Annotated in this window: 22 protein-coding genes; 13 read left to right on the top strand and 9 right to left on the bottom strand. The window is 67.9% G+C overall.

All coding sequences use genetic code 11. The features are described 5' to 3' along the window. The first annotated feature begins 34 nt into the window (after positions 1–34). The 3 genes from hutU (at position 35) to QFZ60_RS18120 (ending at position 3,836) form a co-directional block, all read left to right on the top strand. Entirely contained in the window at positions 35–1,744 is a 1,710-nt protein-coding gene (hutU, locus tag QFZ60_RS18130) for a urocanate hydratase (protein ID WP_307092286.1), read from the top strand. A 100-nt stretch (positions 1,745–1,844) separates the two neighbouring features. Beyond that, the gene (gene hutH / locus QFZ60_RS18125) at positions 1,845–3,437 is read left to right on the top strand and encodes a histidine ammonia-lyase (protein ID WP_307092284.1); all 1,593 of its coding nucleotides are present in this window, start codon (positions 1,845–1,847) and stop codon (positions 3,435–3,437) included. A 162-nt stretch (positions 3,438–3,599) separates the two neighbouring features. Further along, positions 3,600–3,836: a hypothetical protein gene (locus QFZ60_RS18120; RefSeq protein ID WP_307092283.1), complete on the top strand. Its 237-nt coding sequence runs from the start codon at positions 3,600–3,602 to the stop codon at positions 3,834–3,836. A 110-nt stretch (positions 3,837–3,946) separates the two neighbouring features. Here QFZ60_RS18120 and QFZ60_RS18115 read toward each other — a convergent pair whose 3' ends face one another. Continuing rightward, complete coding sequence (locus QFZ60_RS18115; RefSeq protein ID WP_142119496.1) at positions 3,947–4,207, bottom strand: hypothetical protein; 261 nt, start codon at positions 4,205–4,207, stop codon at positions 3,947–3,949. Between the two features lie 209 nt (positions 4,208–4,416). Between QFZ60_RS18115 and QFZ60_RS18110 the strand changes: the two genes are divergently transcribed. Then, the gene (locus QFZ60_RS18110) at positions 4,417–5,298 is read left to right on the top strand and encodes a fumarylacetoacetate hydrolase family protein (RefSeq protein WP_307092282.1); all 882 of its coding nucleotides are present in this window, start codon (positions 4,417–4,419) and stop codon (positions 5,296–5,298) included. On the opposite strand, the gene QFZ60_RS18105 is transcribed toward QFZ60_RS18110, so the two are convergent. Genes QFZ60_RS18105 through QFZ60_RS18090 form a run of 4 tightly spaced genes read right to left on the bottom strand, consistent with a single transcriptional unit; the run spans position 5,295 to position 8,796 of the window. Continuing rightward, positions 5,295–5,687, bottom strand: a complete 393-nt coding sequence (locus QFZ60_RS18105) for a universal stress protein (protein ID WP_307092280.1) — start codon at positions 5,685–5,687, stop codon at positions 5,295–5,297. The genes QFZ60_RS18110 and QFZ60_RS18105 overlap by 4 nt on opposite strands. Positions 5,688–5,746: 59 nt before the next feature. Then, a complete protein-coding gene (locus QFZ60_RS18100) occupies positions 5,747–7,285 on the bottom strand; it encodes a tripartite tricarboxylate transporter permease (RefSeq protein WP_307092279.1) in 1,539 nt (512 codons plus the stop codon). Then, complete coding sequence (locus tag QFZ60_RS18095; protein WP_142119504.1) at positions 7,286–7,789, bottom strand: tripartite tricarboxylate transporter TctB family protein; 504 nt, start codon at positions 7,787–7,789, stop codon at positions 7,286–7,288. It lies immediately after the preceding gene. Continuing rightward, a complete protein-coding gene (locus tag QFZ60_RS18090; protein ID WP_142119506.1) occupies positions 7,786–8,796 on the bottom strand; it encodes a tripartite tricarboxylate transporter substrate binding protein in 1,011 nt (336 codons plus the stop codon). The genes QFZ60_RS18095 and QFZ60_RS18090 overlap by 4 nt, the downstream gene beginning before the upstream one ends. Positions 8,797–9,090: 294 nt before the next feature. Between QFZ60_RS18090 and QFZ60_RS18085 the strand changes: the two genes are divergently transcribed. Both QFZ60_RS18085 and QFZ60_RS18080 read left to right on the top strand, forming a co-directional pair. Then, the gene (locus QFZ60_RS18085) at positions 9,091–10,671 is read left to right on the top strand and encodes a sensor histidine kinase (RefSeq protein ID WP_307093377.1); all 1,581 of its coding nucleotides are present in this window, start codon (positions 9,091–9,093) and stop codon (positions 10,669–10,671) included. Further along, complete coding sequence (locus QFZ60_RS18080; protein ID WP_307092276.1) at positions 10,668–11,336, top strand: response regulator; 669 nt, start codon at positions 10,668–10,670, stop codon at positions 11,334–11,336. The genes QFZ60_RS18085 and QFZ60_RS18080 overlap by 4 nt, the downstream gene beginning before the upstream one ends. A 19-nt stretch (positions 11,337–11,355) precedes the next feature. Here QFZ60_RS18080 and hutG read toward each other — a convergent pair whose 3' ends face one another. Continuing rightward, positions 11,356–12,333, bottom strand: a complete 978-nt coding sequence (hutG, locus tag QFZ60_RS18075) for a formimidoylglutamase (protein WP_307092274.1) — start codon at positions 12,331–12,333, stop codon at positions 11,356–11,358. Positions 12,334–12,521: 188 nt separating this feature from the next. Between hutG and QFZ60_RS18070 the strand changes: the two genes are divergently transcribed. After that, positions 12,522–13,826, top strand: coding sequence for a sodium:proton antiporter (locus QFZ60_RS18070; RefSeq protein WP_307092272.1), 1,305 nt, complete (start codon positions 12,522–12,524; stop codon positions 13,824–13,826). Positions 13,827–13,881: 55 nt separating this feature from the next. On the opposite strand, the gene QFZ60_RS18065 is transcribed toward QFZ60_RS18070, so the two are convergent. Then, entirely contained in the window at positions 13,882–15,321 is a 1,440-nt protein-coding gene (locus QFZ60_RS18065) for an NCS2 family permease (RefSeq protein WP_307092271.1), read from the bottom strand. A gap of 108 nt (positions 15,322–15,429) precedes the next feature. On the opposite strand from QFZ60_RS18065, the gene QFZ60_RS18060 reads away from it, so the two are divergent. Next, complete coding sequence (locus QFZ60_RS18060; protein ID WP_307093376.1) at positions 15,430–16,095, top strand: copper resistance CopC family protein; 666 nt, start codon at positions 15,430–15,432, stop codon at positions 16,093–16,095. Positions 16,096–16,147: 52 nt separating this feature from the next. Here QFZ60_RS18060 and QFZ60_RS18055 read toward each other — a convergent pair whose 3' ends face one another. Next, positions 16,148–16,786, bottom strand: a complete 639-nt coding sequence (locus QFZ60_RS18055; protein WP_307093374.1) for an NAD(P)-binding protein — start codon at positions 16,784–16,786, stop codon at positions 16,148–16,150. A gap of 427 nt (positions 16,787–17,213) precedes the next feature. Between QFZ60_RS18055 and QFZ60_RS18050 the strand changes: the two genes are divergently transcribed. The 5 genes from QFZ60_RS18050 to QFZ60_RS18030 all read left to right on the top strand — a co-directional run bounded on the left by QFZ60_RS18050 (position 17,214) and on the right by QFZ60_RS18030 (position 24,307). Continuing rightward, on the top strand, positions 17,214–18,254 hold the full coding sequence (locus QFZ60_RS18050; protein ID WP_307092270.1) for a universal stress protein: 1,041 nt from the start codon (positions 17,214–17,216) through the stop codon (positions 18,252–18,254). A 64-nt stretch (positions 18,255–18,318) separates the two neighbouring features. Continuing rightward, positions 18,319–21,207, top strand: a complete 2,889-nt coding sequence (locus QFZ60_RS18045; protein WP_307092269.1) for a PEP/pyruvate-binding domain-containing protein — start codon at positions 18,319–18,321, stop codon at positions 21,205–21,207. 9 nt (positions 21,208–21,216) lie between these two features. Further along, on the top strand, positions 21,217–22,398 hold the full coding sequence (locus QFZ60_RS18040) for a hypothetical protein (protein WP_307092266.1): 1,182 nt from the start codon (positions 21,217–21,219) through the stop codon (positions 22,396–22,398). Then, positions 22,399–23,433: an ABC transporter ATP-binding protein gene (locus QFZ60_RS18035; protein WP_373427694.1), complete on the top strand. Its 1,035-nt coding sequence runs from the start codon at positions 22,399–22,401 to the stop codon at positions 23,431–23,433. Continuing rightward, a complete protein-coding gene (locus tag QFZ60_RS18030) occupies positions 23,423–24,307 on the top strand; it encodes an ABC transporter permease (protein ID WP_307092265.1) in 885 nt (294 codons plus the stop codon). Before QFZ60_RS18035 ends, QFZ60_RS18030 begins: the two co-directional genes overlap by 11 nt. A gap of 66 nt (positions 24,308–24,373) precedes the next feature. Here the strand turns inward: QFZ60_RS18030 and QFZ60_RS18025 are convergent, their stop codons facing one another. Further along, complete coding sequence (locus QFZ60_RS18025; protein WP_307092263.1) at positions 24,374–25,873, bottom strand: C40 family peptidase; 1,500 nt, start codon at positions 25,871–25,873, stop codon at positions 24,374–24,376. Positions 25,874–25,927: the final 54 nt, after the last annotated feature.

The following is a 25,927-nucleotide window of genomic DNA, read 5'->3' as shown; positions in this document are numbered from 1 at the left end:
TCGAAACCTCAGACACCACGAAAAGGAGCCCCTCATGGCACCCGCCGATTTCACCACCGGTGCCCGCCCGGTCAAAGCAGCCCGCGGCACCGAGCTCACCGCTAAGTCCTGGCAGACCGAAGCGCCGCTGCGCATGCTGATGAACAACCTGGACCCGGAGGTGGCAGAACGCCCCGATGACCTGGTGGTCTACGGCGGCACCGGCCGCGCCGTCCGCTCCTGGGCAGCATTCGACGCCATCACCCGCACCCTGGAAACCATGGAAAAGGACGAAACGCTCCTGGTCCAGTCCGGCAAGCCTGTGGGCGTCTTCCGCACCAACGAATGGGCGCCCCGGGTGCTGCTGGCCAACTCCAACCTCGTCGGCGACTGGGCCACCTGGCCCGAGTTCCGCCGCCTGGAGGCCGAGGGCCTGATGATGTACGGCCAGATGACGGCCGGTTCCTGGATCTACATCGGCACCCAGGGCATCCTGCAGGGCACCTTCGAAACGTTCGCCGCGATCGCGCGCAAGCTGACCGGAGACGAGAACGGCACGCTCGCCGGGACGTTGACCCTCACCGGTGGCTGCGGCGGCATGGGGGGCGCGCAGCCGCTCGCCGTCACCCTGAACGAAGGCGCCTGCCTGATTGTCGACGTCGACGAAACCCGGCTGCGCCGCCGTGCCGGCAAACGCTACCTGGATGAGGTGGAAACGGACCTCGACACCGCCATCGCCAAGGTGCTCAAGGCCAAGGAGGAGCGCCGCGGCTGGTCCGTGGGCTACGTGGGCAACGCCGCCGAAGTCTTCCCCGAGATCCTGCGCCGCCACAAGGCCGGCGAACTGACCGTGGACATCGTCACGGACCAGACCTCCGCCCACGACCCCCTGTCCTACCTTCCCGAGGGCATCTCCGTGGAGGAGTGGCACAGGGAGGCAGAGGCCGATCCTGAAGGCTTCACCAAGAAGGCCCAGGCATCGATGGCCCGCCACGTCCAGGCCATGGTGGAATTCCAGGACGCCGGCGCCGAGGTGTTCGACTACGGCAACTCCATCCGTGATGAGGCCCGCAAGGGTGGCTACACCCGGGCCTTCGAATTCCCCGGCTTCGTTCCGGCCTACATCCGGCCCCTGTTCTGCGAAGGGCTTGGCCCGTTCCGCTGGGTTGCCCTGTCCGGCGACCCGGAGGACATCCGCGTCACGGACGAGGCCATCAAGGAGCTCTTCCCGGAGAACAAGCACCTGCACCGCTGGATCGATGCCGCCCAGGAACGCGTCGAGTTCGAAGGCCTGCCGGCACGCATCTGCTGGCTCGGCTACGGTGAGCGCGCCAAGGCCGGCCTGCTGTTCAACCAGCTCGTGAAGGACGGCAAGCTCAAGGCCCCCATCGTCATCGGCCGCGACCACCTGGACTCGGGCTCGGTCGCCTCGCCGTACCGCGAAACCGAAGCCATGCAGGACGGTTCGGACGCCATCGCCGACTGGCCCATGCTCAACGCCCTGCTGAACACGGCCTCCGGTGCAACCTGGGTGTCCCTGCACCACGGCGGCGGCGTGGGCATCGGCCGGTCCATCCACGCCGGGCAGGTCTCCGTCGCCGACGGCACCGACCTCGCCGCGCAGAAACTCGAGCGCCTCCTCACCAACGACCCCGGCATGGGCGTCATCCGCCACGCCGACGCCGGCTACGAGCGCGCCCTCGACGTCGCCAAAGAGCGCGGCGTCCGCATCCCCATGCAAGAGGACCCCACCGAAACCCGCTAACCCCGGCCCACCCCCTCATCGATTGCTCCGTACTTGTCGTTTAGAGCCTCCAAAACGACAAGTACGGAGCAGTCGATGGGAATACCACAAGGAACTTTCAATGACCGCCATTACCCACGAACCGCTGACCGTCACCCTTGGATCCGTCGGCGTCACGCCTGAGGATGTGCTCGCCGTCGCGCGCCACAACGCCAAGGTGGGCATCTCCCGGGACGCCCTGGACACCGTCGCCAGGGTCCGCGCCCACATCGATGGCCTCGCTTCCAGCGACGTCCCTGCCTACGGCATCTCCACCGGCTTCGGCGCCCTGGCCAACCGCCACATTCCTAACGAACTGCGCACGCAGCTGCAGAAGTCCCTGATCCGCAGCCACGCCGCGGGCATGGGACCGGCGGTTGAACGTGAAGTGGTCCGCTGCATCATGTTCCTGCGCGCCAAGACCCTGGCCTCCGGCCGCACCGGTGTCCGCCCCGTGGTCCTGCAGACCATGGTGGACGTCCTCAACGCCGGCATCACCCCGGTGGTCCGCGAGTTCGGCTCGCTGGGCTGCTCAGGCGACCTGGCGCCGCTGTCCCACTGCGCCCTGGTCCTGATGGGCGAAGGGGAGGCGGAGGGGCCCGACGGCGTGACATACGGCGGGCGGGGAGAGCGGACTGTCGCTGAGCTGCTGGCAGAACACGGGATCGAGCCGGTCACCCTGGCCGAAAAGGAAGGCCTGGCCCTGGTCAACGGCACCGAGGGCATGCTGGGCATGCTCCTGATGGCCATCGCGGACCTTCGCCAACTGCTGACGACGGCGGACATCACCGCCGCGCTCAGCGTCGAGGCGCTGCTGGGCACCGACCAGGTGTTCCTGCCCGAGCTGCACGCCGCGCTTCGGCCGCACCCCGGCCAGGCCGCCAGCGCGGACAACATGCTGCGGGTGCTGTCCGATTCGCCCATCGTCGCTTCCCACCGGGTGGGGGATTCCCGGGTTCAGGATGCATACTCACTGCGCTGCGCCCCGCAGGTCGCCGGCGCCGTCCGCGACACTGTTGACCACGCCGAACTGGTGGCCACGCGGGAACTGGCTGCAGCGATCGACAACCCCGTGGTCCTTCCCGACGGCCGCGTCAGCTCCAACGGCAACTTCCACGGCGCGCCCGTGGCTTACGTGCTGGACTACCTGGCCATCGCGGTGGCGGACCTCAGCTCCATCGCCGAACGCCGGACCGACCGCATGCTGGATCCTGCCCGTTCGCATGGCCTGCCGGCTTTCCTCGCCGCTGACCCCGGCGTGGATTCCGGGCTGATGATCGCCCAGTACACGCAGGCCGGCCTGGTCTCGGACAACAAGCGGCTTGCCGTTCCGGCGTCCGTGGACTCGATCCCGAGTTCGGCCATGCAGGAGGACCACGTATCCATGGGCTGGCACGCGGCACGGAAGCTCCGCAAGGCTGTGGAGAACCTCCGCCGGGTCCTGGCCATCGAACTGGTCACCTCGGCCCGCGCGCTGGACATCCGGACGCAGCTCTCCGGTGGGGTCCTGACGCCCGGGCCTGCGGGTGCCGCTGTGGTGGCCGCGCTCCGCGCGCTGGTGGAGGGACCGGGGACGGACCGGTTCCTGTCGCCGGAACTGGAAGCGGCGGACCGCCTGGTGGCCTCAGGTAACGTGCTTCGGGCGGCTGAATCCGCCGTCGGGCCGCTCGCCTGACAGCGAACAATCTTCAGCGCTTTTGGACTGTTCGTCCAAAAGGTGGAATTTCCGGCGCCACGGCACACCGTGGCGCCGGGAGTGTAGTAGAACTGAAGATGTAGTGAAAGTCACATCAAAGAGGCTGTGGCAGCAGAACGATACAAAGGGGTAGAAGTTCAAATGAAAGCACGTGGGGCAGTCCTGTCGAAGCGAAATGCCCATTCCACCGTGGTTTCGGACTGGAGGTCCCTCCAGCCCGGCGATCACGTCGAGATCATCAAGCAGGCACATGTTGTAGCCGCCGGGGAGGTGGAGGAAGTGTCCCAGAGCGGCAACGTTCTGTGGCTTGTGCCGGCCGGTCCCACCGAAAAGCAGCTCTTTTTGAAGTCTGACGGGGTGCAGGTCCGCCGCGGCTAGCGGTCCCGCCAGCAGCAAAAAATCCCCGCTCTGCCGTACGGCAGAGCGGGGATTTTTCGTTGCCGGACACCCTGACGGCTGCAGCCGTGGGTGAGGCCGTGGCGGGCGGGTCAGGCGGCGAAGGATTCGTACGTTTCGCCGAAAGGCACTGATGCATCCAGGGCTACCGTGTAGCGTCCCGGGTGCAGCCGGGTGACGCGGATGCCGCACTCGGCATCCTTTGCCGCCACCTCAATCATTTCGGCCACCGCTTCTTCCAGTCCTGCATGGACCTCGCTGGCGCTGGAGAACTCCAGGCTGATGGACCGGACGGCAGGTCCTTCGGTGGGCTCGGCAGCGGCGGGGATCCGCTCCAAAGTGGCTGTAGTCATTACTGAACTTTCTGTGTTTCGTGCCGGGGTGGCTCCACCATTCTACCGACTGCTCCTGCTAGATGTCAGATGACTGTCGTTTTGGAGGCGGAGGGGCGCAGTCATAAAGCGTCTGTTAGCGGCGCCTGCCGACTATCAACGACCATGGAAAAGCGGGCCCGCAAGGCCCCGCAAGCACCCCGACCGATACAGCTGGAGGAGAATTCGGTATGAAGATCATGCGCCTTGGCGAAAGCGGCAGAGAACAGCCTGCCGTGCTGGTGTCTTCAGCGGACGGAACCACCCGGTACTTCAGCCTGCTGCCCCTGACCGCGGATGTGGATGGAGCGTTCCTTGGCGCGGGCGGACTGGGCAGGGTGCGCAAAGCACTGGAGGCCGGGGAACTGCCGGTCCTGGAAGGTGCGGCTGCGCTCCGGGTTGGTTCCCCCGTAGCCCGGCCCGGCTCGGTGGTGGGCATCGGGATGAACTATGCCGCCCATGCCGCGGAGTCAGGGGCCGAGCCGCCCGCCATTCCCGTCGTCTTCCTCAAGCCCAGCAATACCGTCACGGGCCCCTATGATCCCGCCCCGTTGCCGCCCCGCTCCACACACTACGACTGGGAAGTCGAATTGGGCATCGTGGTCGGCAGGGAAGCCAGCTACCTCGGCTCGGTGGAAGAAGCCGCGGGGTGCATTGCCGGGTACGTCACGGCCAACGACTTGTCTGAGCGGGAATACCAGTTGCCCGGAGCGGCGGGGCAATGGACCAAGGGCAAGTCCCTTCCCGGGTCAACGCCCCTGGGGCCCTGGCTGGTTCCGGCTGACGGGATCGACGGCGGCAACCTGCGGCTGCGCAGCTGGGTGAATGGTGAGCCCCGTCAGGATTCCTCGTCCTCGGAGCTCATCTTTGATGCGCCCACGCTGGTCCACCACTGCAGCCAGTACATGCGGCTGGAACCGGGCGACGTGATCCTCACCGGAACGCCCCAGGGGGTGGCCCTCAGCGGCCGCTTCCCCTACCTCCAGCCGGGCGACGTGGTGGAGGTGGAGGTGGAGGGCCTGGGCCGCCAGCGCCAGGAGTTGTTCCGGGCACCGGCGGCCGTTTCGGCCTAACCCGCTTTGACGGCCAGGACCGGGCAGTCCGCCTCCAGCAGGATGCGCTGGGACGTGCTGCCCATGATCAGCTTGCCCACGGGCGTGCGGCGGCGCAGGCCGATCACGATCAGGTCGGCGTTGTGTTCCTCGGCGGCGTCCAGCACCTCAGCCGCGGCATCGTGGCCGCGGACCGGCCGCTTGATCACGTACTCGATGCCCTGGCCGGCCAGCCGCTGCTCGATGTCCTGGATCTCGCCGTCCGGGGCAAAGCGGTTGTCCACCGTGGACTCGCCCTTGGAGGAGTTGATCAGCACCAGTGTGGTGTTGCTCTTCCGGGCTTCGGTGATGGCCTGGGTCAGGGCAGCTTCGCCCTCGGGGGTCGGGACGTATCCCACAACGACGGTCATGGTGTCTCCTTAGTTTCTGCTCGATGTGGGTAGGTTGGCTTGCCGGGAGCCTCGCCTGCTTAGTCGCTGTAGTCCGCCGCGCCCGAATTGGCGGGAACCAGCGGCTTGCGCTCCGGACGGCTGCGCCGGAACAGCTTGTAGGCGAAGGGCCAAAGCAGGATGAGGCCAATGATGACATAGATGCCGACGGCGATCGGCTCGCTGAAGAGCCCTGCCGGGTCACCCGCGCTCAGCTGCAGCGTCTTGCGGAGCTGGCCCTCGATCCGCGGGCCCAGGATGACGCCGAGGATCAGCGGCAGGACGGGAAGCCCGAAGCGCCGCATCATGAACCCGAGTGCGCCCAGGACCAGCAGGATCACCAGGTCGAACGCCTGCAGGTTCACCGAGTAGGCGCCCAGCGTGGCGAAGAACAGGATGCCCGCGTACAGGTACGGCCGGGGCAGCTGCAGGAGTTTCGCCCACATCGGTGCCAGCGGCAGGTTGATCAGGAGCAGCAGCAGGTTGCCGATGAAGAGGCTGGCGATCAGCGCCCACACCAGGGGGCCCTGGCTTTCGAAGAGCTGCGGACCCGGCTGGATTCCGTACGAGGTGAAGGCAGCCAGCATGACGGCGGCGGTGGCATTGGTGGGCAGGCCCAGGGCCAGCATGGGGGTCAGGGTGCCGGCGGCCGCAGCGTTGTTGGCTGCTTCCGGGCCGGCTACACCTTCGATGGCACCCTTGCCGAACTCTTCCGGGTGCTTGCTCAGCCGCTTTTCGGTGACGTAGGAGAGGAAGGTGGGGATCTCGGCGCCGCCTGCCGGCAGTGCGCCGAACGGGAAGCCGAAGGCGGTACCGCGCAGCCACGGCTTCCAGGAGCGCTTCCAGTCGGATTTGCCCATCCAGGGCTGGCCCACGGGAATGGCATGCAGGGGGGTGCGGCGCAGGTGGGCGGCGACCCAGAGGGCCTCGCCCACGGCGAAGATGGCCACAGCCACCACAACAATGTCCAGGCCGTCCGCGAGGAGCGGCTGGCCGAAGGTCAGGCGGCGCTGGCCGGTCACGGAGTCCATGCCCACCAGGCCGATGGCCAGGCCGAGGCCCAGGGAGGCGAAGCCGCGCAGCCGCGACGAGCCGAGTACGGCCGTTACGGCCAGGAGGGCCAAAACCATGATGGCGAAGTAGCTGGGCGCGCCGAGGCTCACGGCGAACTTCACCACGATCGGTGCGCAGACGGCCAGCAGCGCCGTGCCGATGGTGCCGGCGACGAACGAGCCGATTGCCGCCGTGGCAAGCGCCTGCGCGGCCCGGCCCGCCTTGGCCATCTTGTTGCCCTCGATGGCGGTGACCACGGAGGACGATTCGCCGGGGGTGTTGAGGAGGATCGAGGTGGTGGAACCGCCGTACATGCCGCCGTAGTAGATGCCGGCGAACATGATGAAGGCGCTGGTGGGTTCCAGGGCGTAGGTAACGGGAAGCAGCAGGGCGACGGTCATTGCCGGGCCCAGGCCGGGGAGGACGCCGACGGCGGTGCCCAGGATGACGCCGATGACGGCGTACAGGAAATTCATGGGGGTCAGGGCGGTGGCGAAGCCGTCCATCAGGGAGGACCAGACGTCCATTTAGAGGATTCCTTCCAGGAGGCCGGCCGGCAGCGCGATGCCCAGGCCGAGGTAGAAGCCGTAGAAGGTCAGCAGGGACAGGGCCACGGAGATCAGCCCGTCCCGGACGTAGCGGCGGCTGCCGAGGGCCAGGACGCTGCCCCAGAACAGGATGGTTCCGGAGATCACCCAGCCGGCCCAGTCGATCAGCAGGATATTCAGGATGAAGGCGCCGGCCAGCGGCAGGATGGTCTTCCAGTCGGCGGGGTGCGTGAGGTCGACGTCTTCGCCGCCCTCAGCCTCGCCCTGGCCGCCGCGGAGGACGTTGACGGCCAGCAGCACGGCGCAAACCACCAGCAGCCCGGCCACGATGAACGGCACGGTCTTGGGGCCGACCGGATCGGACTTCGAATACGGGGTTACCAGGCCGTTGGCGTCCAGGAAGACCAGGACGCCGGCCGCCCCGAGCAGGAGTGCAACTCCCAGCTCGGAGCGGCCTTTGAGGCCTGTGGTCAGGGAGGTCACGCCAACCCAAGCTTGGTGAGGACGTCCGCCACCCGCTTGTCCTGCTCGGTGAGGAAGGTCTTGAACTGGTCACCGGTGATGAAGGCATCGGTCCAGCCGTGGGTCTTCAGCGCTTCCTTCCAGCCGGCCGTGCCGTGCATCTTTTCCAAGGCCGCGATCAGGGAAGCCTTGTCCTTGTCGCTGATTCCGGGAGGGGCCACGACGCCGCGCCAGTTGGTGAACACCAGGTCGATGTTGGATTCCTTCAGCGTGGGTGCGTCCACGCCTTCCAGGCGCTTCTCGCCGGAGGTGGCCAGGACGCGGACCTCACCGGATTCGATCTGCTTCAGGTACTCGCCGGCGCCGGACGCGGCGAAGCCCAGCTTGTTGCCCAGGATGGCGGGCAGGAGGTCGCCGCCGCCGTCGTAGGAGACAAAGTTGACCTTGGTGGCGTCGATGCCCACGGCACCGGCCAGCTGCATCGGCAGCAGGTGGTCGGGGCCGCCGGGGGAGGAGCCGCCGCCGACGGCGATGGAACCCGGATCGGCCTTCCAGGCCTTCACCAGGTCATCGATGGTCTTGTACGGGGAGTCCTTGCCCACCATGATGGCGCCGGGCTCTTCGATAAGCCGGGCAAGGGGAGTGGTGTCGGTCAGCTTGGACTCGGACTTGTTGGTGTAGCTGGCGCCCACCACGCCCAAGCCCATGAGCATGGCCAGGTCGCCGTTGCCCTTTTCGTTGACGACGCGGGCCAGGCCAACGGTGCCGCCGGCGCCTGCGAGGTTGAAGACCTCCGTGTTGGTGGAGATCTTCTCGTCGTCGAGGACCTTTGCGGCGGCACGGGCGGTGGTGTCATAACCGCCACCGGGGGTATTGGGGACCATGATCTGCAGGCCGGTGATGGGCCCGGCGGCGGCGCCGGAGCTTTCGGCACCGGTGGAGCTCTTGCTGGTGGCACCGCAACCGGTGGCCATCAGGGCGATGCCGGCGGCAACGGCGGCAATTCGCAATGCGCGGATCTGGCGCATGGGTTCCTCTTCTCTCAAAACAAATCTGATCAGCAGCGGCTGACTTGTGGTTTCGATGCTAGGGGCGTCCGTGACCGGGATCACTCTTGTGTACGCAGAGAAAGTTGTGTTCATTGCGTTCACGTTTCCAAAACCCCACAACGGCCCTGCCCCGGGCTTTGGGATATAGTTCCCGGTACCACCCCCGGCCCCGCGCCGCGTACTTTCGCGCGCCTGAGGGGCCAGCCACACCGCCGGAACAAACCCGGCCCGCCAGCAAACACCAGGAAGCCCATTGTGACTCGACGACGAGGAATGTCCCTCGCGGGGCAGTACCTTCTGCTGCAGTTGCTCATTGTCCTGGCCGTCCTGGTGGGCGTCGTGGCCATTTCCCTGGCCCAGTCCGCTGCGGCCTTTGAACGGATCGAAGGCAGGCGTGCCCTGTCCGCCGCGGAGGCGCTGGGCGGCAATCCGATCGTCCGCGAGCTCCTGCCGAACACGGAACCCCGGGGCGGGGCGGTGCTCCCGGCAGTGGCGGAATCGGTGCGGATCGTGTCCGGCTCATCCCGGGTGGCCCTGGCAAAACTGGACCGGACCGTGGTGGCGTCCTCCGACCCCAGCCTGCTGGGCGAGCCGCTGGAACTCGGCGCCAGCAGGGTGATGGAAGGCAGGGCCTGGACCGGAGTGGTGGGCGGGACGCCCGCCCCGCTGCTGTCCGCCCATGTTCCGGTCCTGGATGACACCGGCCGGATGATCGGCATCGCCTCCATCAGCCGCAACTATCCCACCGTGCTCGAGCGGCTGGGCGATGCCGTCCCCAATCTCCTCACCTACCTCGGCGTTGCGAGCGTCCTGGGCATCGCCGGGTCCCTGCTGCTGTCACGGAGGGTCAAGCGGCAGACGCTGGGGATGGAACCGAGCGAGATCACCAGCCTGGTGGAAAACCGTGAAGCCATGCTGCACGGGCTCAAGGAGGGCGTGGTGGCGCTGGACCTGCACGAGCGGATCACCGTGGCCAACCACAGTGCGCGCGCCCTGCTGGGCCTCCCGCCTGACTGTGTTGGCAAGCGGGTGGTGGGCCTCGCCGTCGAACCCGCCCTCAAGGAAGTCCTCACCCGTGACCAGCCCGGGCCGGACCAGCTGGTGCTCGTGGGGGACCGGCTGGTGGTGATGAACCGGGTGCCCATCCAGTCCAGGGGCAAGGTGATTGGCTCGGTGACAACGCTTCGCGACCGCACGGAGCTCTCCGAACTGGAGCAGGAACTGGGCACCACCCGCACCGCCACGGACACCCTGCGGGCCCAGGCACATGAGTTCGCCAACCAGTTGCACGTCATTTCCGGCCTGATCCAGATCGGCGAGTACGATTCCGTGGTCCAGTTCGTCAACGGTGCCACCGTGGACCGGACCCGGCTCAACGATGAAGTGACCGGCCGGATCAAGGATCCCGCGCTCGCTGCCCTGCTGATTGCCAAGTCGAGCCTCGCCACCGAGCACGGCGTTGCCCTGCAGCTGGACCCCGACTCAGTGCTGGACAAAGTGGACGACGAGCTGTCCCGGGACCTCACCACGGTGGTGGGGAACCTGGTGGACAACGCGTTCGACGCCGTCACCGGGCTTCCGCAGGCAGCGGTCAGGGTGCTGGTGGAGGGCAAGGCCGGAAAAGACGTTGTGGTGACCGTGCGGGACAACGGTCCCGGCGTTCCCGGCGGCTCCACGGACCACATCTTCCGCCAGGGCTTCACCACCAAGGAACCCGGACCGGCCGGCAGCCGCGGCTTTGGGCTGGCGCTGTCCCGGGTGGTGTGCCGCCGCAGTGGCGGGAACCTGACGGTGGCCAACGATAATGGGGCTGTCTTTACCGCCGTGCTGAAACAAGGGAGTACCCAGCCATGATCAAGGTCCTGATCGTCGATGACGATTTCATGGTGGCCAAGGTGCACGCCGGCTTTATCCAGCGCACGCCCGGATTCACGGTGGTGGGTGCCGCGCACACCGGGGCCCAGGCCGTTGCGGAGACCGAACGGCTCCAGCCGGACCTGGTGCTGCTGGACATCCATCTGCCGGACATCAATGGCCTGGACCTGATGGGGCGCCTGCGCAGCGTGGCCCCGGAGCTGGACGTGCTGGTAATAAGTGCCGCACGGGAGGTGGAAACCGTGCGGAAGGCGCTGCGGGGCGGCATTGTCCACTACCTGATCAAGCCTTTTTCGCAGACGGACCTGCAGGAACGGCTGGAGCACTACCGCAGCGCCTACCAAAGCCTGGATGCCTCAAAGGACGTGGCAGAGCAGTCGGACGTCAACCGCGTGTTTGGCCTTGACCGCAGCGAACGTCCACTTCCCAAGGGCTGCAGCATTGAGACGCTGCGGCTGGTGGAGGCGGCGGTCAACGCTGCCGCCGGTGACGTCTCAGCCGCCGAAGTAGCCCAAGAGCTGGGCACGTCCCGTGTCAGCGCCCGCCGCTACCTGGAGTACCTGCACGACGAGGGCACGCTGGACGTGCGGCTCAAGTACGGCGTGGGACGGCCCGAACGGCGGTACGTCCTGAAGGGGGCCTGAGAGCCGGCAGCGGCATTTTTCAACGCAGCAGGGTGTTGATTAGCCGCGCAGCGGTTTTGGCGGTCCGGCCATCAATGTCAAAGGCAGGGTTCAGTTCCGCCACGTCCAGGTGCAGGAGCTTCCCGCTCAGCGCCACCTGCCGGCAGGCCGCCGAGATGACGGGCAGCGGCACGCCGTAGGCTGCGGGCGCGCTCACCCCTGGCGCCACGGCGGCGGGCAGCACGTCCAGGTCGATGGTCAGGTACAGCACGTCGATGTCCGCCAGGAACGCGGCCACGAAGTCCCGGACCCGGTCCGCGCCGCAGTCCTCGTCCAGCAGGTACCGGACCCCCAGCTTGTCCGCGGTGTCGAACAGGACCCGGGTGTTGTTCGGCTCCGAGATTCCGACGACGGCGTACCGGAATTCGCGCCCGGCGTCCGCTTCAGCGCGGGCCATCTGCAGGAACGGGGTCCCCGAACTCGGCACGGGCTCGTCGCGGAGATCGAAGTGGGCGTCCAGGTTCAGGACGCCAAGGCGCTGCCCGTCCCGGATGGCCGCTGATCCGCTGACGCCAAGGTAACTCGCGTAGGCGGTTTCATGGCCGCCGCCCAGGACAACGGTCTGGTGGCCGGCATCGAGCAGGCCTGCCACCGCCCGGCCAAGCCGTTCCTGCCCGGCTTCCAGGTCCTCCCCGGCTACCGCGACATCGCCGATGTCAGTTACCGGACGGTCCAGGTGGAAAGCCAGCGGGCCCAGCGCCTTCCGCAGGGCCGCCGGGGCGGCCGACGCGCCGGTACGGCCCTTGTTCCGGCGTACCCCCTCGTCGCTGGCGAAGCCCAGCAGGGCCACGGGCCTGCCGGCCGCCGCCGCCTCAACGTCAGCGCCCGCGGTTCCCGGCGTGGTGTTGCCCGGCTGGTTCACGACCTGCCACCATCGGCGGTGGCCGGGGCCGTCGCCGTCGAACCTCCCTGTCCAGGGCTGGGGCGGGACATCGACGGCGGGGAGCTGGAGGGACATGCCTCAAGCTCACCGCATGCGGGGCACGAAAACCAGCAACGCCGCCGTCGTCCTGTCCGGTATCCAAGAACCCGTGTGCCGGTGAGATGCCTGTTTCAGGGGTTATGGTGAGAGCAGTCCGCCCATCGAAGCGTGGCGTGTCCGCTTCCGGATCCGCGCAACCATTCCAGGCTGGAGAGCCTTTCCCCATGTTTGAAGCCCCAGACATCCTTTTTGCCGCAGCCGGCCTGGCCGTCTTCATCGCCGCGGTCCTGCCCAAGCTGCTGCGCGATATGCCCTTGTCCATGCCGATGGTCTTCCTGGGCGCCGGCATGGGAGCGTTCGCGCTGATTCCCTCGCTGCCGGACCCTGACCCGGTGGAACACGGCGACTTTGTCATGCACCTCGCGGAAATCTGCGTGATCATCTCGCTGATGGGAGCAGGGTTGGCCCTCGACCGCCCGGTGGGACGCAAGCGGTGGTCCACCACATGGCGGCTCCTGGGGATCGCCATGCCGCTGTGCATCCTGGCCCTGACCCTGCTGGGCATGTGGTTCCTGGGCCTGGGCCTCGGCGCGGCGCTGCTGGTAGGCGCCAGTCTTGCCCCCACGGACCCCGTCCTGGCGTCCGAAGTCCAGGTGGGAGAACCCGCGGACCAGGACGAGCACACTGACAAGGAAGATGAAGTCCGGTTCGGCCTCACCTCCGAGGCCGGGCTCAATGACGGCCTGGCATTCCCGTTCGTATACCTCGCCATTGCCATCAGCATCGCCGGCGCAAACCCGGCTGAGTGGTTCGGCGAATGGTTCGGGATGGATGTGCTGTGGCGGCTGGCCGTCGGGCTGCTGGCGGGCTTCCTCACCGGCAAGCTGCTCGCCAGGGTGTTCTTCTCCGCGCGGGCGGAAAGCCTGAGGTTGTCCAACCATTCGGAAGGTTTCGTGGCCCTGGCGGCGACGTTCTTGGCCTACGGCCTGACGGAGATGGTGGAGGGCTACGGGTTCATTGCGGTGTTCGTCTGTGCCGTGACCATCCGGACCGCTGAACGAACCCACGGCTACCACCGGGTGCTGCACTCCTACGTGGGGCAGCTGGAGCGGCTCCTGACCGTGGTGATCCTGGTCCTGCTCGGCGGCGCCATCGCCCGTGGGCTGCTCGCCGGGATCGGGCTGGTGGAGGTGCTGGTGGCGCTGGCGTTCCTGCTGCTGGTCAGACCGTTGGCCGGGTGGCTGGGCCTGCTGGGCGGCAAGACCGGTCCGCGGGAACGCGTGGCACTCTCATTTTTCGGCATCCGCGGAATCGGGTCGTTGTACTACCTGGCCTACGCGTTGGGGGAAGGCCGTTTCGCGGACCAGGCACACTGGCTCTGGTCCTTCATTGGGCTGGTGGTGGCCCTGTCCATCGTGATCCATGGCGCCACCACCTCGCCGCTCATGAACCGGCTGGACCGGCTGCGCCAACGGAAGGCCCTGGCGGTGTCCGGCGACGAGGGTCTCGCACCGAACACCCCGGTATAAACAACAGGGCCGGCGCGGCATCTGCCGCACCAGCCCTGTGTCCATACCGGGGGAGTTACATGCCCAGTGCGGCCTCGATGGGGCCGATGGCGAAGAACAACGCGAACGCCGCTGCCACGGCCCACATCAGCGGGTGGATGTCCTTGACCCTGCCCTGGACAGTGCGGATCAGTACGTAGGCGATGAACCCTGCGCCCAGGCCGTTGGCGATGGAGTAGGTGAACGGCATCAGGGTGAACGTCAGGAACGCCGGGATGGCGATGCCCCAGTCCTGCCAGTCGATCTTGCCCACCTGGGACACCATCATGAAGCCCACCACCACCAGGGCCGGGGCCACGGCCTCGAAGGGCACCAGGTTAATCAGCGGGGTGAAGAACATGGCCACCAGGAACAGCAGGCCGGTAACGATCGAGGCGACGCCGGTGCGGGCGCCTTCGCCAATGCCGGCGCCGGCTTCCACGTAGATCTGGTTGGAGGAAACGGAAGCGCCGCCGCCGATGATGGCGCCCAGCGCGTCCACCTGGAGCACGCGGTCGACGTCGGGAATGTTGCCGTGCTCGTCCACCGTGCCGGCTTCGTTGGCCAAGCCCACCATGGTGCCCATGGCGTCGAAGAAGATGCTGAGCAGGATGACGAAGGCCAGCAGCGTCGCGGCCACGAAGCCGAGGTGCTCGAAGGCGCCGAACGGGTTGGCCTTGCCGATCAGCGAGAGGTCAGGAGCGGCCCAGCCGGAGAATGCAGGCGCCACCAGGGACCAGCCCTGGGGGTTGAAGTTCTTGCCGTCGAAGCTGGGCCCGATGTGCAGGGTCATCTCAAGGATCACGGACAGCACGGTGGCGGTGATGATGCCGATCAGGATGGCGCCCTTGACCTTGCGCACCACCAGGGCGATGGTCAGGATCAGGCCGAAAACGAAAACGGCCGTCGGCCAGCCCAGCAGCTTGCCTTCAAAGCCCAGTCCAACGGGCACCGTGGTGCCTGCGACGTCAGGGATGCGCCGCACGAATCCGGCGTTGACCAGCCCGATCAGGGCGATGAACAGGCCGATGCCCACCACGATTGCGGTCTTGAGGCCGTCCGGCACGGCCTTGAAGACGGCGGTGCGGAAACCGGTGAGGACCAGGATCAGCATGGTGAGGCCGGAGAGGACCACCAGGCCCATCATGTCCGGCCACGTAAGTCCCGGATTCGTGGCCACGGTGACGGCCACGAAGGCATTCACGCCCAGGCCGGTGGCCAGGGCGAACGGGTGCCGGCCCCAGGCGCCCATGAGGATGGTCAGGATGCCCGCTACGAAAGCGGTGACGGCGGCCACCGCGGTGAAGCCCAGCGTGGTGCCGTTCGAGTCCGGACCGGACAGGATCAGTGGGTTCAGCACCACGATGTAGCTCATGGCGAAGAACGTGGCGAACCCGCCCCGGATCTCGCGGGAAAGGTTGGAACCGCGCTCGGTAACCCTGAAATACCGGTCCAGGGCAGAGCCTTGCTTAAGCATTAGTCCTCCGGGGAAGTGTGTGGGAATACCTGCATCCTAAGGGTGCGGCAGGGAGTGGGCCTGCAAATGCGCCTAGTCTGTAAGGAAGCCAACACCAGGAGCCCCACCATGCGCCACGTCCGCCGCCGGTTGCCGGGCCTCGTGCCCGGTTTCCTTGTCCTCGCCCTTGTCCTCGCCGCCGCACTGTTGGGTTTGGCTGGGCCGGCCTCGGCCCATGATGCAGCCGAGTCCACCAATCCCGCCCAGGGCGCCGCGCTGGCGGCCCCGCCCGCCGAAGTCTCCGTGACCTTCAGCAGCAAGCCGCTGGGCATCGGATCGTCCTTCTCGGTCAAGGATGCCGGCGGCAGCGAATGGGCGGACGGGGCGGCGCGCATTGTGGACAACGTGGCCACGCAGAAGCTGCGGCCGGGCGGCCCCGCAGGGAAGTACACCGTGGCATGGCGCGTGGTCGGCTCGGACTCACACCCCATCGAGGGCACGTTCACCTTCACTGCGGCGTCAGGCGCCGCCGCGCCGGCAACGTCCGGAACGTCCCCGGCGGGAAGCCCGACGGCGGCGGGTGCGGTTCCAGGAATGGGGACGGCACAGCCCGGGGTAACGGAGGAACCATCCGGGCCCGCCAATGCGGGCGAGCCCTTCCAATGGAGCATTGTGCTTTTTGCAGTCGTCGCCGTGGGGCTGTTGGTGGCCCTGGGTATCCTGGCCCGGCGCCGGCTCGGCGTTGACGAGGACGCGGGGGATGACGGGGATACCGCTGAGGACGGGCGGGGGTAGCCCCGGCCGGCCGGTCCGGACGGGGCCGGCCGGGCGGGCACCGGGAAGGCGGTCAGCAGGTCAGCACCGCAAAGCTTCCCGTTGCCGGGAAGCCGCCGCCGGATGAATGGCCGCTGTCCGGATTGACCTTGGCGGAGATGGCCTGGCCCACCGTCTTGGCCTGGCGCAGGACCTCTTTGGGTGACGGCGTGATCAGCTCGCCCACACCCACCAGGTAGATGCCGATGGCGCGCATGGCCGCTGCCACGTTGCGGCCAACGGCAATCCCGAAGTCACTGAGCATGCGCCGCAGCTGGCTGTGCGCGCACCTGGTCAGGACAATGTGGTCGGCCACCAGGATGCCCGTGGGAGTGTGCACCTGCCACTGCGGAGCGGCGCCGTGCGCGGGGTCTTCCAGCATGGTCAGCTGGACCGCCCGGGTTGTGTTCCGGACGTCCACGCTGTGGCTTGCCGCGTAATTGCGGAGGTGGCGCAGGATCTCGTTGCGCTCCCGGAGGGTGTCGCTGTCCGCCGCATCGCAGCGCTGCAGTGATGAGGTGTTTGCGGGTTGGCCGGCGCCCAGGATGTCCAGTCCGTCCACCACGATGGAGTCCACGCCGTGGCGGCGCAGTTCTGCGGCCACGGCCAGTCCGGACAGGCCGGTGCCAATGATCACAGTGGTGGTCTGTTCGGTCCCGGCATCCGCGGGCATGCTTGACACCACAGTTTCCCTCCTTCGAAGCTTTCGGCAGGTGCCGGCATCCTCGCCGGCCCGCGTCCCGTTACCCCCAAGTACGGCCGCAGCGCATGGCCGGGACAGTTTGCACAGAAAGTTGCAGTTGGCGTCCCGGACCAACAATGTCCTGAAGACTACAGAACAAATGCGGCCGTGGATAGCCCACTGAAGAAAACATTCCCAATGGCGTGAAGGCGCTTTCCGAGCCGGGCGGGAGGGCCTGTGGATAACCCTGCCTTACCGCTCCTGAACAGGCTTGCTAAGCCTTGGGGGACGGAGAATAGTTGGAAGCGGGAACGGCCCTTTTCCTGCCCATGCCGTGGGGAAGCGGGGTGCGCGGGGAGCGGTCCGTTTTCTGGCAGAATAGCCGCAACATCAGGCGTATCGCGAGGAGGCGGCCCCCATGGGCTCACGAGAGTTGCACCCGGACCCGGCCCGGGACGGTGGTGGTGCTTCCGCCGCTCCGCACGGCATCGTGGTGGGCGTCGACGGTTCGGACCATGGCCAGTGCGCCTTGGTGTGGGCCGCACGGGAAGCCCAGCGCCGCCGTCGTCCGCTCCATATCGTTACGGCCTATTCCGTGCCGATCTTCGCCGCCTCCGGACTGGACGGCGGCTATGCCACGGTGGACGACTCCGTCATCCGTGAGGGTGCCGAAGCCATCGCCAAGCAGGCCGTGGAGAAGGTCTCCGCCTACGACATCGACGTCAGTTCCGCTGTGGAGAACGGCGACGCCGCAGGAGTGCTGCTCGAAATCTCCGAAACCGCCGAACTCCTGGTGGTGGGCACCCGCGGCCGCGGCGGCTTCGTGGGCCGCCTGCTGGGATCAGTCAGCAGCGCCCTGCCTGCCCATGCAAAATGCCCCACGGTAACCGTGCCGCTGTTTTGTTCGGACCGGCTCGGCGAAAGCACGGAGGACCGCCGCGTCAAGGCAGAGCAGGCCAAGGCCGGGCACAGGCCGGTGGAAAACGTGGTGGTGGTGGGTGTCGATGGCTCCGAGCAGGCACGCGTTGCGGTCCTCGAGGCAGCCGACCAGGCCGAACGGCTCGGTGCCTCGCTCCGCGTGATCTGCGCCGTCCCCCAGTACAGCGGCTCCCTGGCATGGGTTCCCGCACCCATGGACCGGAAAGCGTTGTTTGACGACATCCGGGTCACCCTGGAAGCGGGCATGGCGTGGCTCCGCAGCCACTACCCCCACCTCCAGGCCGGCTACGAACTCAAGGACGGTTCGCCGGTGGACGTGCTCGTGGAGGAGAGCCGGCACGTGGAGCTGGTGGTGGTGGGTACCCGCGGCCGTGGCGGCTTCACCGGAATGCTCCTGGGCTCAACATCCGACGGCGTGCTTCACCACGCCAAGGGTCCGGTCATGGTGGTCCCGGACCGTGAGGACCCCCGCCTGGCGGACCGTGCGCGGTTCGGTCCCATCCTGGGCGACGCCGCCTAGCCGGCACCGGCCAGGCAGCAAGGCATCACCGGGATACCGGCCCCTCGGATAAGGCATCTGGGACATGGAGCAGCCAGGGTTGCGGACAGCCGCCACCGGCACGGATGCCGGGCTGGTCCTGGACCTGCGCCGGCTCAATGCCGGAATGCTGGCTCTCGCGGGCGGCAAGGCGGCCAACCTCGGAGAGCTGTTGTCCGCCGGATTGCCGGTCCCGGAGGGTTTCTGTCTCACCACTGACGCATACCGGCAGGCAGTCGGGGTCGCCGGTTCCCTGCCACCCGCGCTGGCCGCGGTTTACGCGGCCTTGTCGGACCCGGCGCCGGCCGCTCGACGGGACGCAGCGCAGACGGGCGCAGCCGAACCGCCCGACATAGCCGGGCTGGCTGGAGCGGCACGTGCCGCGATCCGGGCAATTCCTCTTCCACCGGCAGTTTCGCGGGCAGTGGAAGGGGCCTACGCAGCCCTCGGCCCGGATGTACCGGTGGCGGTCAGGTCATCGGCCACGGCAGAAGACCTGCCATTCGCCAGCTTCGCCGGGCAGCAGGACACCTACCTCAACGTCATCGGAGTGCCCGCCCTGCTTGAAGCCGTCCGTGCTTGCTGGGCGTCGCTGTGGACGGACCGGGCAACCGCCTACCGGGCAAGCCTTGGCATCGAGCCGGCAAGCGTGGCGCTCGCGGTGGTGGTCCAGCGGATGGTGGACGCCGACGCCGCCGGCGTCATGTTCACGGCGAACCCCCTGACCGGCCGCAGGCGGCAGGTCGTCATCGACGCCAGTCCCGGGCTGGGTGAGGCCGTTGTCTCAGGTGCCGTCAATCCGGACCACTTCGTGGTGGACGCGCTGAGCGGCAAGGTCCTGGAGCGGAAGCTGGGCGATAAGGACGTGGAGGTGCGGCCCCTGCCCGGTGGTGGGACGCAGACCCGGAATGTTTCCGCGGCCGGCAGCACTGCCTGCCTGACGGACCGGCAAATCGCAGGGCTGGCACGCCTCGGCCTGCAGGCCGAGGAACATTTCGGGGCCCCGCAGGACACAGAGTGGGCCATCGACCATTCCGGGGGCCTGTGGCTCACGCAGTCCAGGCCGATCACCACGTTGTACCCGGTCCCCAAGAGCAACGGCGCCGCCGGCACGATTCCTGAGGGCCGGTCCGCCACCCGGGGGACCAGGGCCTATCTCTGCTTCAGCCTGGCCCAGGGGCTTACCCGGCCGCTTACCCCCATGGGCCTTGCGGCGGTGCGCCTCATCGCCTCCTCCATAGCAACAGCTGCCGGCTTCCCTGTTCCTGATCCCCGGGGCGGGCCATCCCCCTACGCCGAAGCCGGGCAGCGGATCTACATCGACTTCACCACTCCCATCCGCAGCACCGTCGGCCGCCGCCTCGTTCCCCGGGTTTTCGACATCATGGAGGCCCGGACCGCAACGGTCATGCGGCAACTGTTCGAGGACCCCGCCTTTTCGGTGACCAGGAAGACGCCCTTCGGGCTGCTGCGGCACGTTGCCCCGGCAGCCGCCCGCGCCAAGGTTCCCGCCGCCTTCCTTCGGGCGCTCTTCCGGCCAGCGGCAGCCCTCCGGCGGCTGGACCGCTTCACGCAGGACTTCGAGGCCTCGCTGCGTTCCGGCGACGTTCAGGGAGCGGTGGCACGCCTTGACCACGCCGAGTTCCTCCTGGGGCGGCGCCTGTTTCCGATTGTTCCGGCCATTCTTCCCCTCCCTGCCGTGGGTTTTGCGATGCTGGGCATTGCGGGAAAGCTCCTGGGCGGAAATGCCTGGGAACAACTGCAGCCCGTGATCCGTGGCCTGCCCAACAACGTCACCACTGAAATGGACCTGGAACTGTGGCATCTTGCCAGGGAAATCCGGGAAGACCGTGAATCATGCACCGCGCTGATGACGGGTGACCCCAGTGTCCTGGCCGCCGCGTTCCAGGGCGGGCAGCTGCCGGCACGCCTCGAAACAGGCCTGGCCCGGTTCCTGGACAGGTACGGCCACCGGGCAGTGGGCGAAATAGACGTCGGACTGCCGCGGTGGTCGGAGGAACCGGCACACATCCTGGGAATCCTTGCCAACTACCTTCGACTGGAGGACCCTGCCCTGGCGCCCGATGCCCAGTTCAGCAGGGCCATCGAAGATGCGGAAGCGCAGGTGGACAGGCTCGTTGCCCGCGCCGCCGCCCGTGGCTGGATCAGGGGAAGGCTGGTGCGTGCCGCACTGCAACGGGCACGGCTGTTCGCCGGCCTGCGCGAGCTGCCAAAATACCAGCTGGTTGCGGGCCTTGCGGAAGTCCGCCGGCAGCTGCTGGTGGTGGGCAGTGAGCTGGCGCAGGCGGGCGCCATCGAACGGCAGGACGACGTGTTCTTCCTGGACTTCATTGAAGCCAGGCAGGCATTATCCGGGACCGCAATGTCCGGGCCCTCCATGGCCAGCGGAGCGCCCACCCGGGACCTCCGGGCGCTCGTGGCCGGCCGCCGCCAGGATTATGCCCAGGAGCTCAGGCGCCGGCACATTCCCCGGGTGCTGCTCTCGGACGGGACCGAACCCGAAGCGGTGCGGACCGGCGTCGGGATGTCAGCTGAAGGCACGCTCACCGGCAGCCCTGCCTCGGCGGGAACCGTGACTGCTGCGGCACGCGTCATCCTGGATCCCGTCGGAGCCCGCCTTGAGCCGGGCGAAATCCTGGTTGCCCCGTCAACAGACCCCGGCTGGACTCCGCTGTTCCTGACAGCGGGAGGCCTGGTGATGGAGATGGGCGGAGCCAATTCACACGGTGCCGTGGTTGCCAGGGAATACGGCATCCCTGCGGTAGTCGGGGTTGCAGACGCCACCGGCCTGATAAGCACCGGCCAAAAAATAACGGTCGACGGCGGTGCGGGCACCGTGGTGCCGGAGCAACCAGGGCCCGCGGTGCAGGACGGGGGCACTGCGGGTGGCCCCTATCCACCTGCACCGGCGTAGTCTTTACCTATGGGCTCCAACACGCTGGATTCCAGCGGACGACTGCAGGAAAAACGGTCATGGCGGAACGGCACGGACGGCCGCCGGGTGTGGCTGCGGTGGCTGCCCGCCGTCGCGGCCCCGCTGGTGATCGCTGCCGGCGCCCTGGCCGGCTCCCTTCCGGCCGGTGCCAACAACCCCCTCCCGGCCAAGACGCCCGCGCAGGTCCTGCAACTGGCGGCAAGCCACCAGGTGCACTCGTTCTCCGGGACAGTGGAACAGTCCGCTGAGCTGGGACTTCCAGAGCTGCCGGCAACCGGCAAGCCATCCGCTCCTGCCGCTGCCGGGAGCGCCGCCTCCGTCATTGAGCTGCTGTCAGGCAAGCACACTGCGCGCGTCTACCTGGACGGCAAGGACAATGCCCGCGTGCAGGTAATGGACCAATTGGCAGAACGGGACGTAGTCCGCCACGGCAGCGACGTCTGGTTGTATTCGTCCAAAGACAACACGGCCGCCCATTTGACCCTGCCGGAGCATGCCAAGGACCGGTCGCGTTCCGACGCGCACCAGATGGCGGGCGGAATGCCCACGCCGGCAGAACTGGCGCAAAAATTCCTTGCCAAGGTTGACCCCACCACGGCCGTTTCGGTGGGACCGGACGTTTCCGTTGCCGGACGCGCCGCCTACAACCTGCTGATTGAACCGCGTACTGACGCCACCCTGGTAGGCAAGGTGGCCATCGCCGTCGACGGTCAAAACGGGATGCCGCTGTCCGTCCAGGTGACCGCACGCGGGGCGGACACCCCCGCGTTCCGCTCCGGTTTCACCAGCCTCTCGCTGGACGCCCCGGATCAGTCCGTGTTCAACTTTGCCCCGCCCCCGGGCAGCACGGTCAAGGAACTTCCCGTTCCGGACAAGTCCCGTGACGCCCCGGATATGCACAGCCCGGGCGGCATGCATCCAGACGCCAGGAAGGACGTTTCCGTGACCGGTACCGGCTGGGAGACCGTGCTGGGCACAGCCCGTGGGTCCGCTGCGGCAGCGGAATCGTTGCTGCAGGACCCGCTGCTGTCCCAGGCCGCCGTCGCCGTCCCCGGCGGCCGGCTGCTCTCCACCGCCCTGCTCAACGTCCTGGTCACGGACGACGGACGGATCTTCGCCGGAATGGTGCCGCCGGAGAGGCTGCAGGCCGCAGCAGCAGCGGCCCAATAAGTGTTGGACGGACGGGGGAGCGTTGCCGGGACGGGGGCCGGCCCGGTGAACGCCGGCCTGGCGATCGAGACCCGCGGGCTCAGCAAGCACTTTGGCCGGCAGGCCGCCGTCGACCGTGTGGACCTTGCCGTCCCGCACGGAACTGTCTTCGGCTTCCTGGGGCCCAACGGCTCAGGCAAGACCACCACCATCCGCATGCTGCTCGGCCTGGCTGCCGCATCCGAGGGAACGGTGAACCTGCTCGGACAGGAGATGCCCGGCAAGCTCCATGACGTGCTGCCGCGCGTGGGCGCGCTGGTGGAAGGCCCCGCGTTCTACCCCTTTCTGTCCGGCGCCAGCAACCTGCACCGGCTCGACGCCGCAAGCCCGCACACCATCCCCGGCACCCGCAGGAGGCGGGTGCAGCAGGCGCTGGAGCGGGTGGGCCTGGAGCACGCGGCCGGGAAGCGGGTGCACGCATACTCCCTTGGAATGAAGCAGCGGCTGGGCATTGCCAATGCGTTGCTCTCGCCACGGGACCTGCTGGTCCTGGATGAGCCCACCAACGGGCTGGACCCGCAAGGCACCCGGGAAGTCCGCAACCTGGTGCGATCGCTGGCGCATGAGGGCACCACTGTCTTTGTGTCCAGCCACCTGCTGGCCGAAGTGGACCAGATGTGCACCCACGCTGCCGTCATGAGCGCCGGAAAGCTCGTGGCGCAGGGGCCCCTTGCCGAGCTGCGGCAGGCCGGGAGCACCCGGCTCCGGCTGGTGACGCCAGACGCCGGCGCAGCCCGCCAGGTTCTGGCGCGGCTGGGGATCGTACCGGAACCTGCCCAGGCTGAACCGGGGCAGGGTGAACCGGCGCAGCCGGAGGGCGGGACAATCCTCGCTGCGCTGCCAATTGGCGCGCAGTCCCCGGCGGTGCTTCCCGAGGACGTCGTGGCGCACCTGGTCCAGGCCGGCGTCCGCGTCCGGGGCTTCGCCGTCGAGCGTGAAAGCCTTGAGGACCGCTTTGTTGCCCTGACGGGGGAAGGATTCGACGTTGCCCAGTAGTGTGCCCGCGGATATTCCGAAGGCTGCCGGAACTGCCCTCCCGGCCGCGACGCCACGCAGCTCGGGATTGTCCCTCCTGGCGTCCGAACTCAAGGTCCTGTTCGGCCGGCGGCGGACGTGGGCGCTGCTCCTGGCGCTCGCCGCCATCCCGGTCCTGATTGCCGTTGCAGTGAAGGTCTCGTCCGCGGTCCCGCCCGGAAGGGGCCCAGCCTTCCTTGACCGGATCACCCAGAACGGACTGTTCGTGGCCTTTACCGCCATGCTGGTCTCCGTGCCGCTGTTCATGCCGCTGACCATAGGTGTGGTCGCGGGCGACACTATCGCCGGGGAGGCAAGCCTGGGAACCCTGCGGTACCTGCTGGTGGCGCCGGCCGGACGGGTCCGGCTCCTCCTGGTCAAGTACGCCGGCGCGCTGGCCTTCTGCATCGCCGCTCCGTTGACCGTTGGCCTCGCGGGTGCTGCGATCGGCGCGGCACTCTTCCCGGTGGGTCCCGTGACGCTGCTCTCCGGCGGGGTGGTCCAGCCGTCCGAAGCCGCCCTGCGCATAGTGCTGATCGCTGCCTACCTGGCGGTGTCACTCGCCGGGCTTTCGGCCATCGGGCTGTTCCTGTCCACCCTCACGGTGGTGCCAGTGGGAGCGATGGCCGCTACGGTGGTGGTTTCGGTGGTGTCCCAGGTTGCGGACCAGCTGCCGCAGCTGGAGTGGCTGCATCCGTGGCTCTTCAGCCACTACTGGCTTGGTTTCGGCGACATGCTGCGCCAGCCCCTGGTGTGGGATTCCTTCGCCAGCAACGCCCTCCTGCAGGCCAGCTATGTGGCGGTGTTCGGGGCGCTCGCCTACGGCCGGTTCGTCACCAAGGACATCTTGAGCTGACGACGGCGGCGGGAACCGTTACGCCCTTCAGGCAGGACCTGCAATGGGTAAGGTCAGCCGGGCCGTTCAGTAGCGGGCCGCATAGGGGTAGAGGTCCATTCCCACCATGGAGCTGATGGTGGAAACGGTGATGCCCTCCTGCGGGTTGAGTGCCTGCACCACCTGGCCGTTCCCCAGGTAGATGGCCACGTGGTAGAAATTCGGCGCCGAACCCCACACAAGCAGGTCGCCGCGGCGCGCCTGCGAAAGGGGGACGTGGACCGGGGCGGCGGCGTATTGCTGTGAAGCCGTGCGGGGGAGGTACTTGCCGGCTGCCGCGAACGCGTTCTGCACCAGCCCGGAGCAGTCAAAGCCGTAAGGGCCGGTACCGCCCCACTGGTAGAAGTACGGGGCCCCCACCTTTCCCAACGCGACGGAGATGGCTGCCTCGTAGGTGCCTGATCCGGTGGATGGCGCGGGTGCGGGTACGGGTGCCGGGGCCGGCGCGGGTGCAGGCGCGGGGGCAGGTGCAACCCGCGCTGGAGGAGCCGGTGCTGCGGGTGCAGGAGCAACGGGCGCCGGAGCAGCCGGTGCGGGTGCAGGGGCAGCTGGTGCCGGCGCGGGGGCAACGGGCGCGGGAACAACGGGTGCAGGAGCGGCCGGTGCCGTGTCCTGTCCACGGCTGTTCTGGCCCGCTGCCTGGTTCTGCACGGTCTGGTTCTGTGCAGACTGGTTCCGGCTTGCCTGGTCCTGCGCCGCCTTGTCCTGTGCGGCCTTGTCGGCGGCGGCGGACAGGGCGGCGAGGCGTGCCTCCTCGCGTTGCCTCTCCAGTGCATCAACGCGCGCCGATTCGAGCGCAACGGTGGTGTTGCGGAGCTGTGCCAGTTGGTCCACCAGGGTGGTCCGCTGCGCTTTCGCGTCTGCCACGGCCTTGGCCTGCGCGGCGTTGGCCTGTTCCGCCTGGGACTTGCGTTGTTCGGCGGTCTTCGCGGCGTCGTCGGCCGCTTTGGTGGCGTCTTCGGCAGCTGCGGTCAGGGAACGGTAAGCGGTGGCCGCGGCGTCCGCGGCTTCAAACGCCCGGCTGCGGCTGGCTGAAAGGGCCTCGAGCGTTGCTGCCTGCTGGAGGCTTTCCCCACCGCTGGCAAAGGTCCCGAGAGTCGGGTTCAGGCCGCCGTTGCGGTACAGGTCCCCCGCGAGCTGCCCCACCTGCTTCCGCGCCTTGTCCTGCTGCTCACGGGCGGACGAGGCCCTGGCAGAGGCAACGGATGCCGCCTCTGTCCTTTGCTGCAGCTCAACCAGTGCCTCGCTGTAGGCGTTGTTGGCCTGCATGGCAACGGCGAACGCTGCCTGCTGGGCGGTGGACGCGTCGGCAAGGATGCGCTCAATCGCACTGACCTGGTCCGCCGTCGCGGCCTCGCTGGCCTTTGCTGCAGCGATGTCCTCCGGCGAAGGCATGTCAGGTGCGGCCGGAACGGCCAGCGGGGCAGATGGCGCCGGTACAGCGGCTGCCGGCGTTGCCACGGATGCAAAAAGGACGACGGCGGCGCACAGCACGGCCGTCCTGCGGCCGGATCCGGATAATGCCATCTGCAGAGACCTCGCAACGGTAAGGCCGGGAGTGAGGTTCTGGATGCGGCATGA

The organism is Arthrobacter sp. B2I5, from assembly GCF_030816735.1.
Classification (GTDB): Bacteria; Actinomycetota; Actinomycetes; order Actinomycetales; family Micrococcaceae; genus Arthrobacter.
Note: the sequence above shows the minus strand (reverse complement) of the source record. Positions and strands in the feature narration are given on the sequence as shown.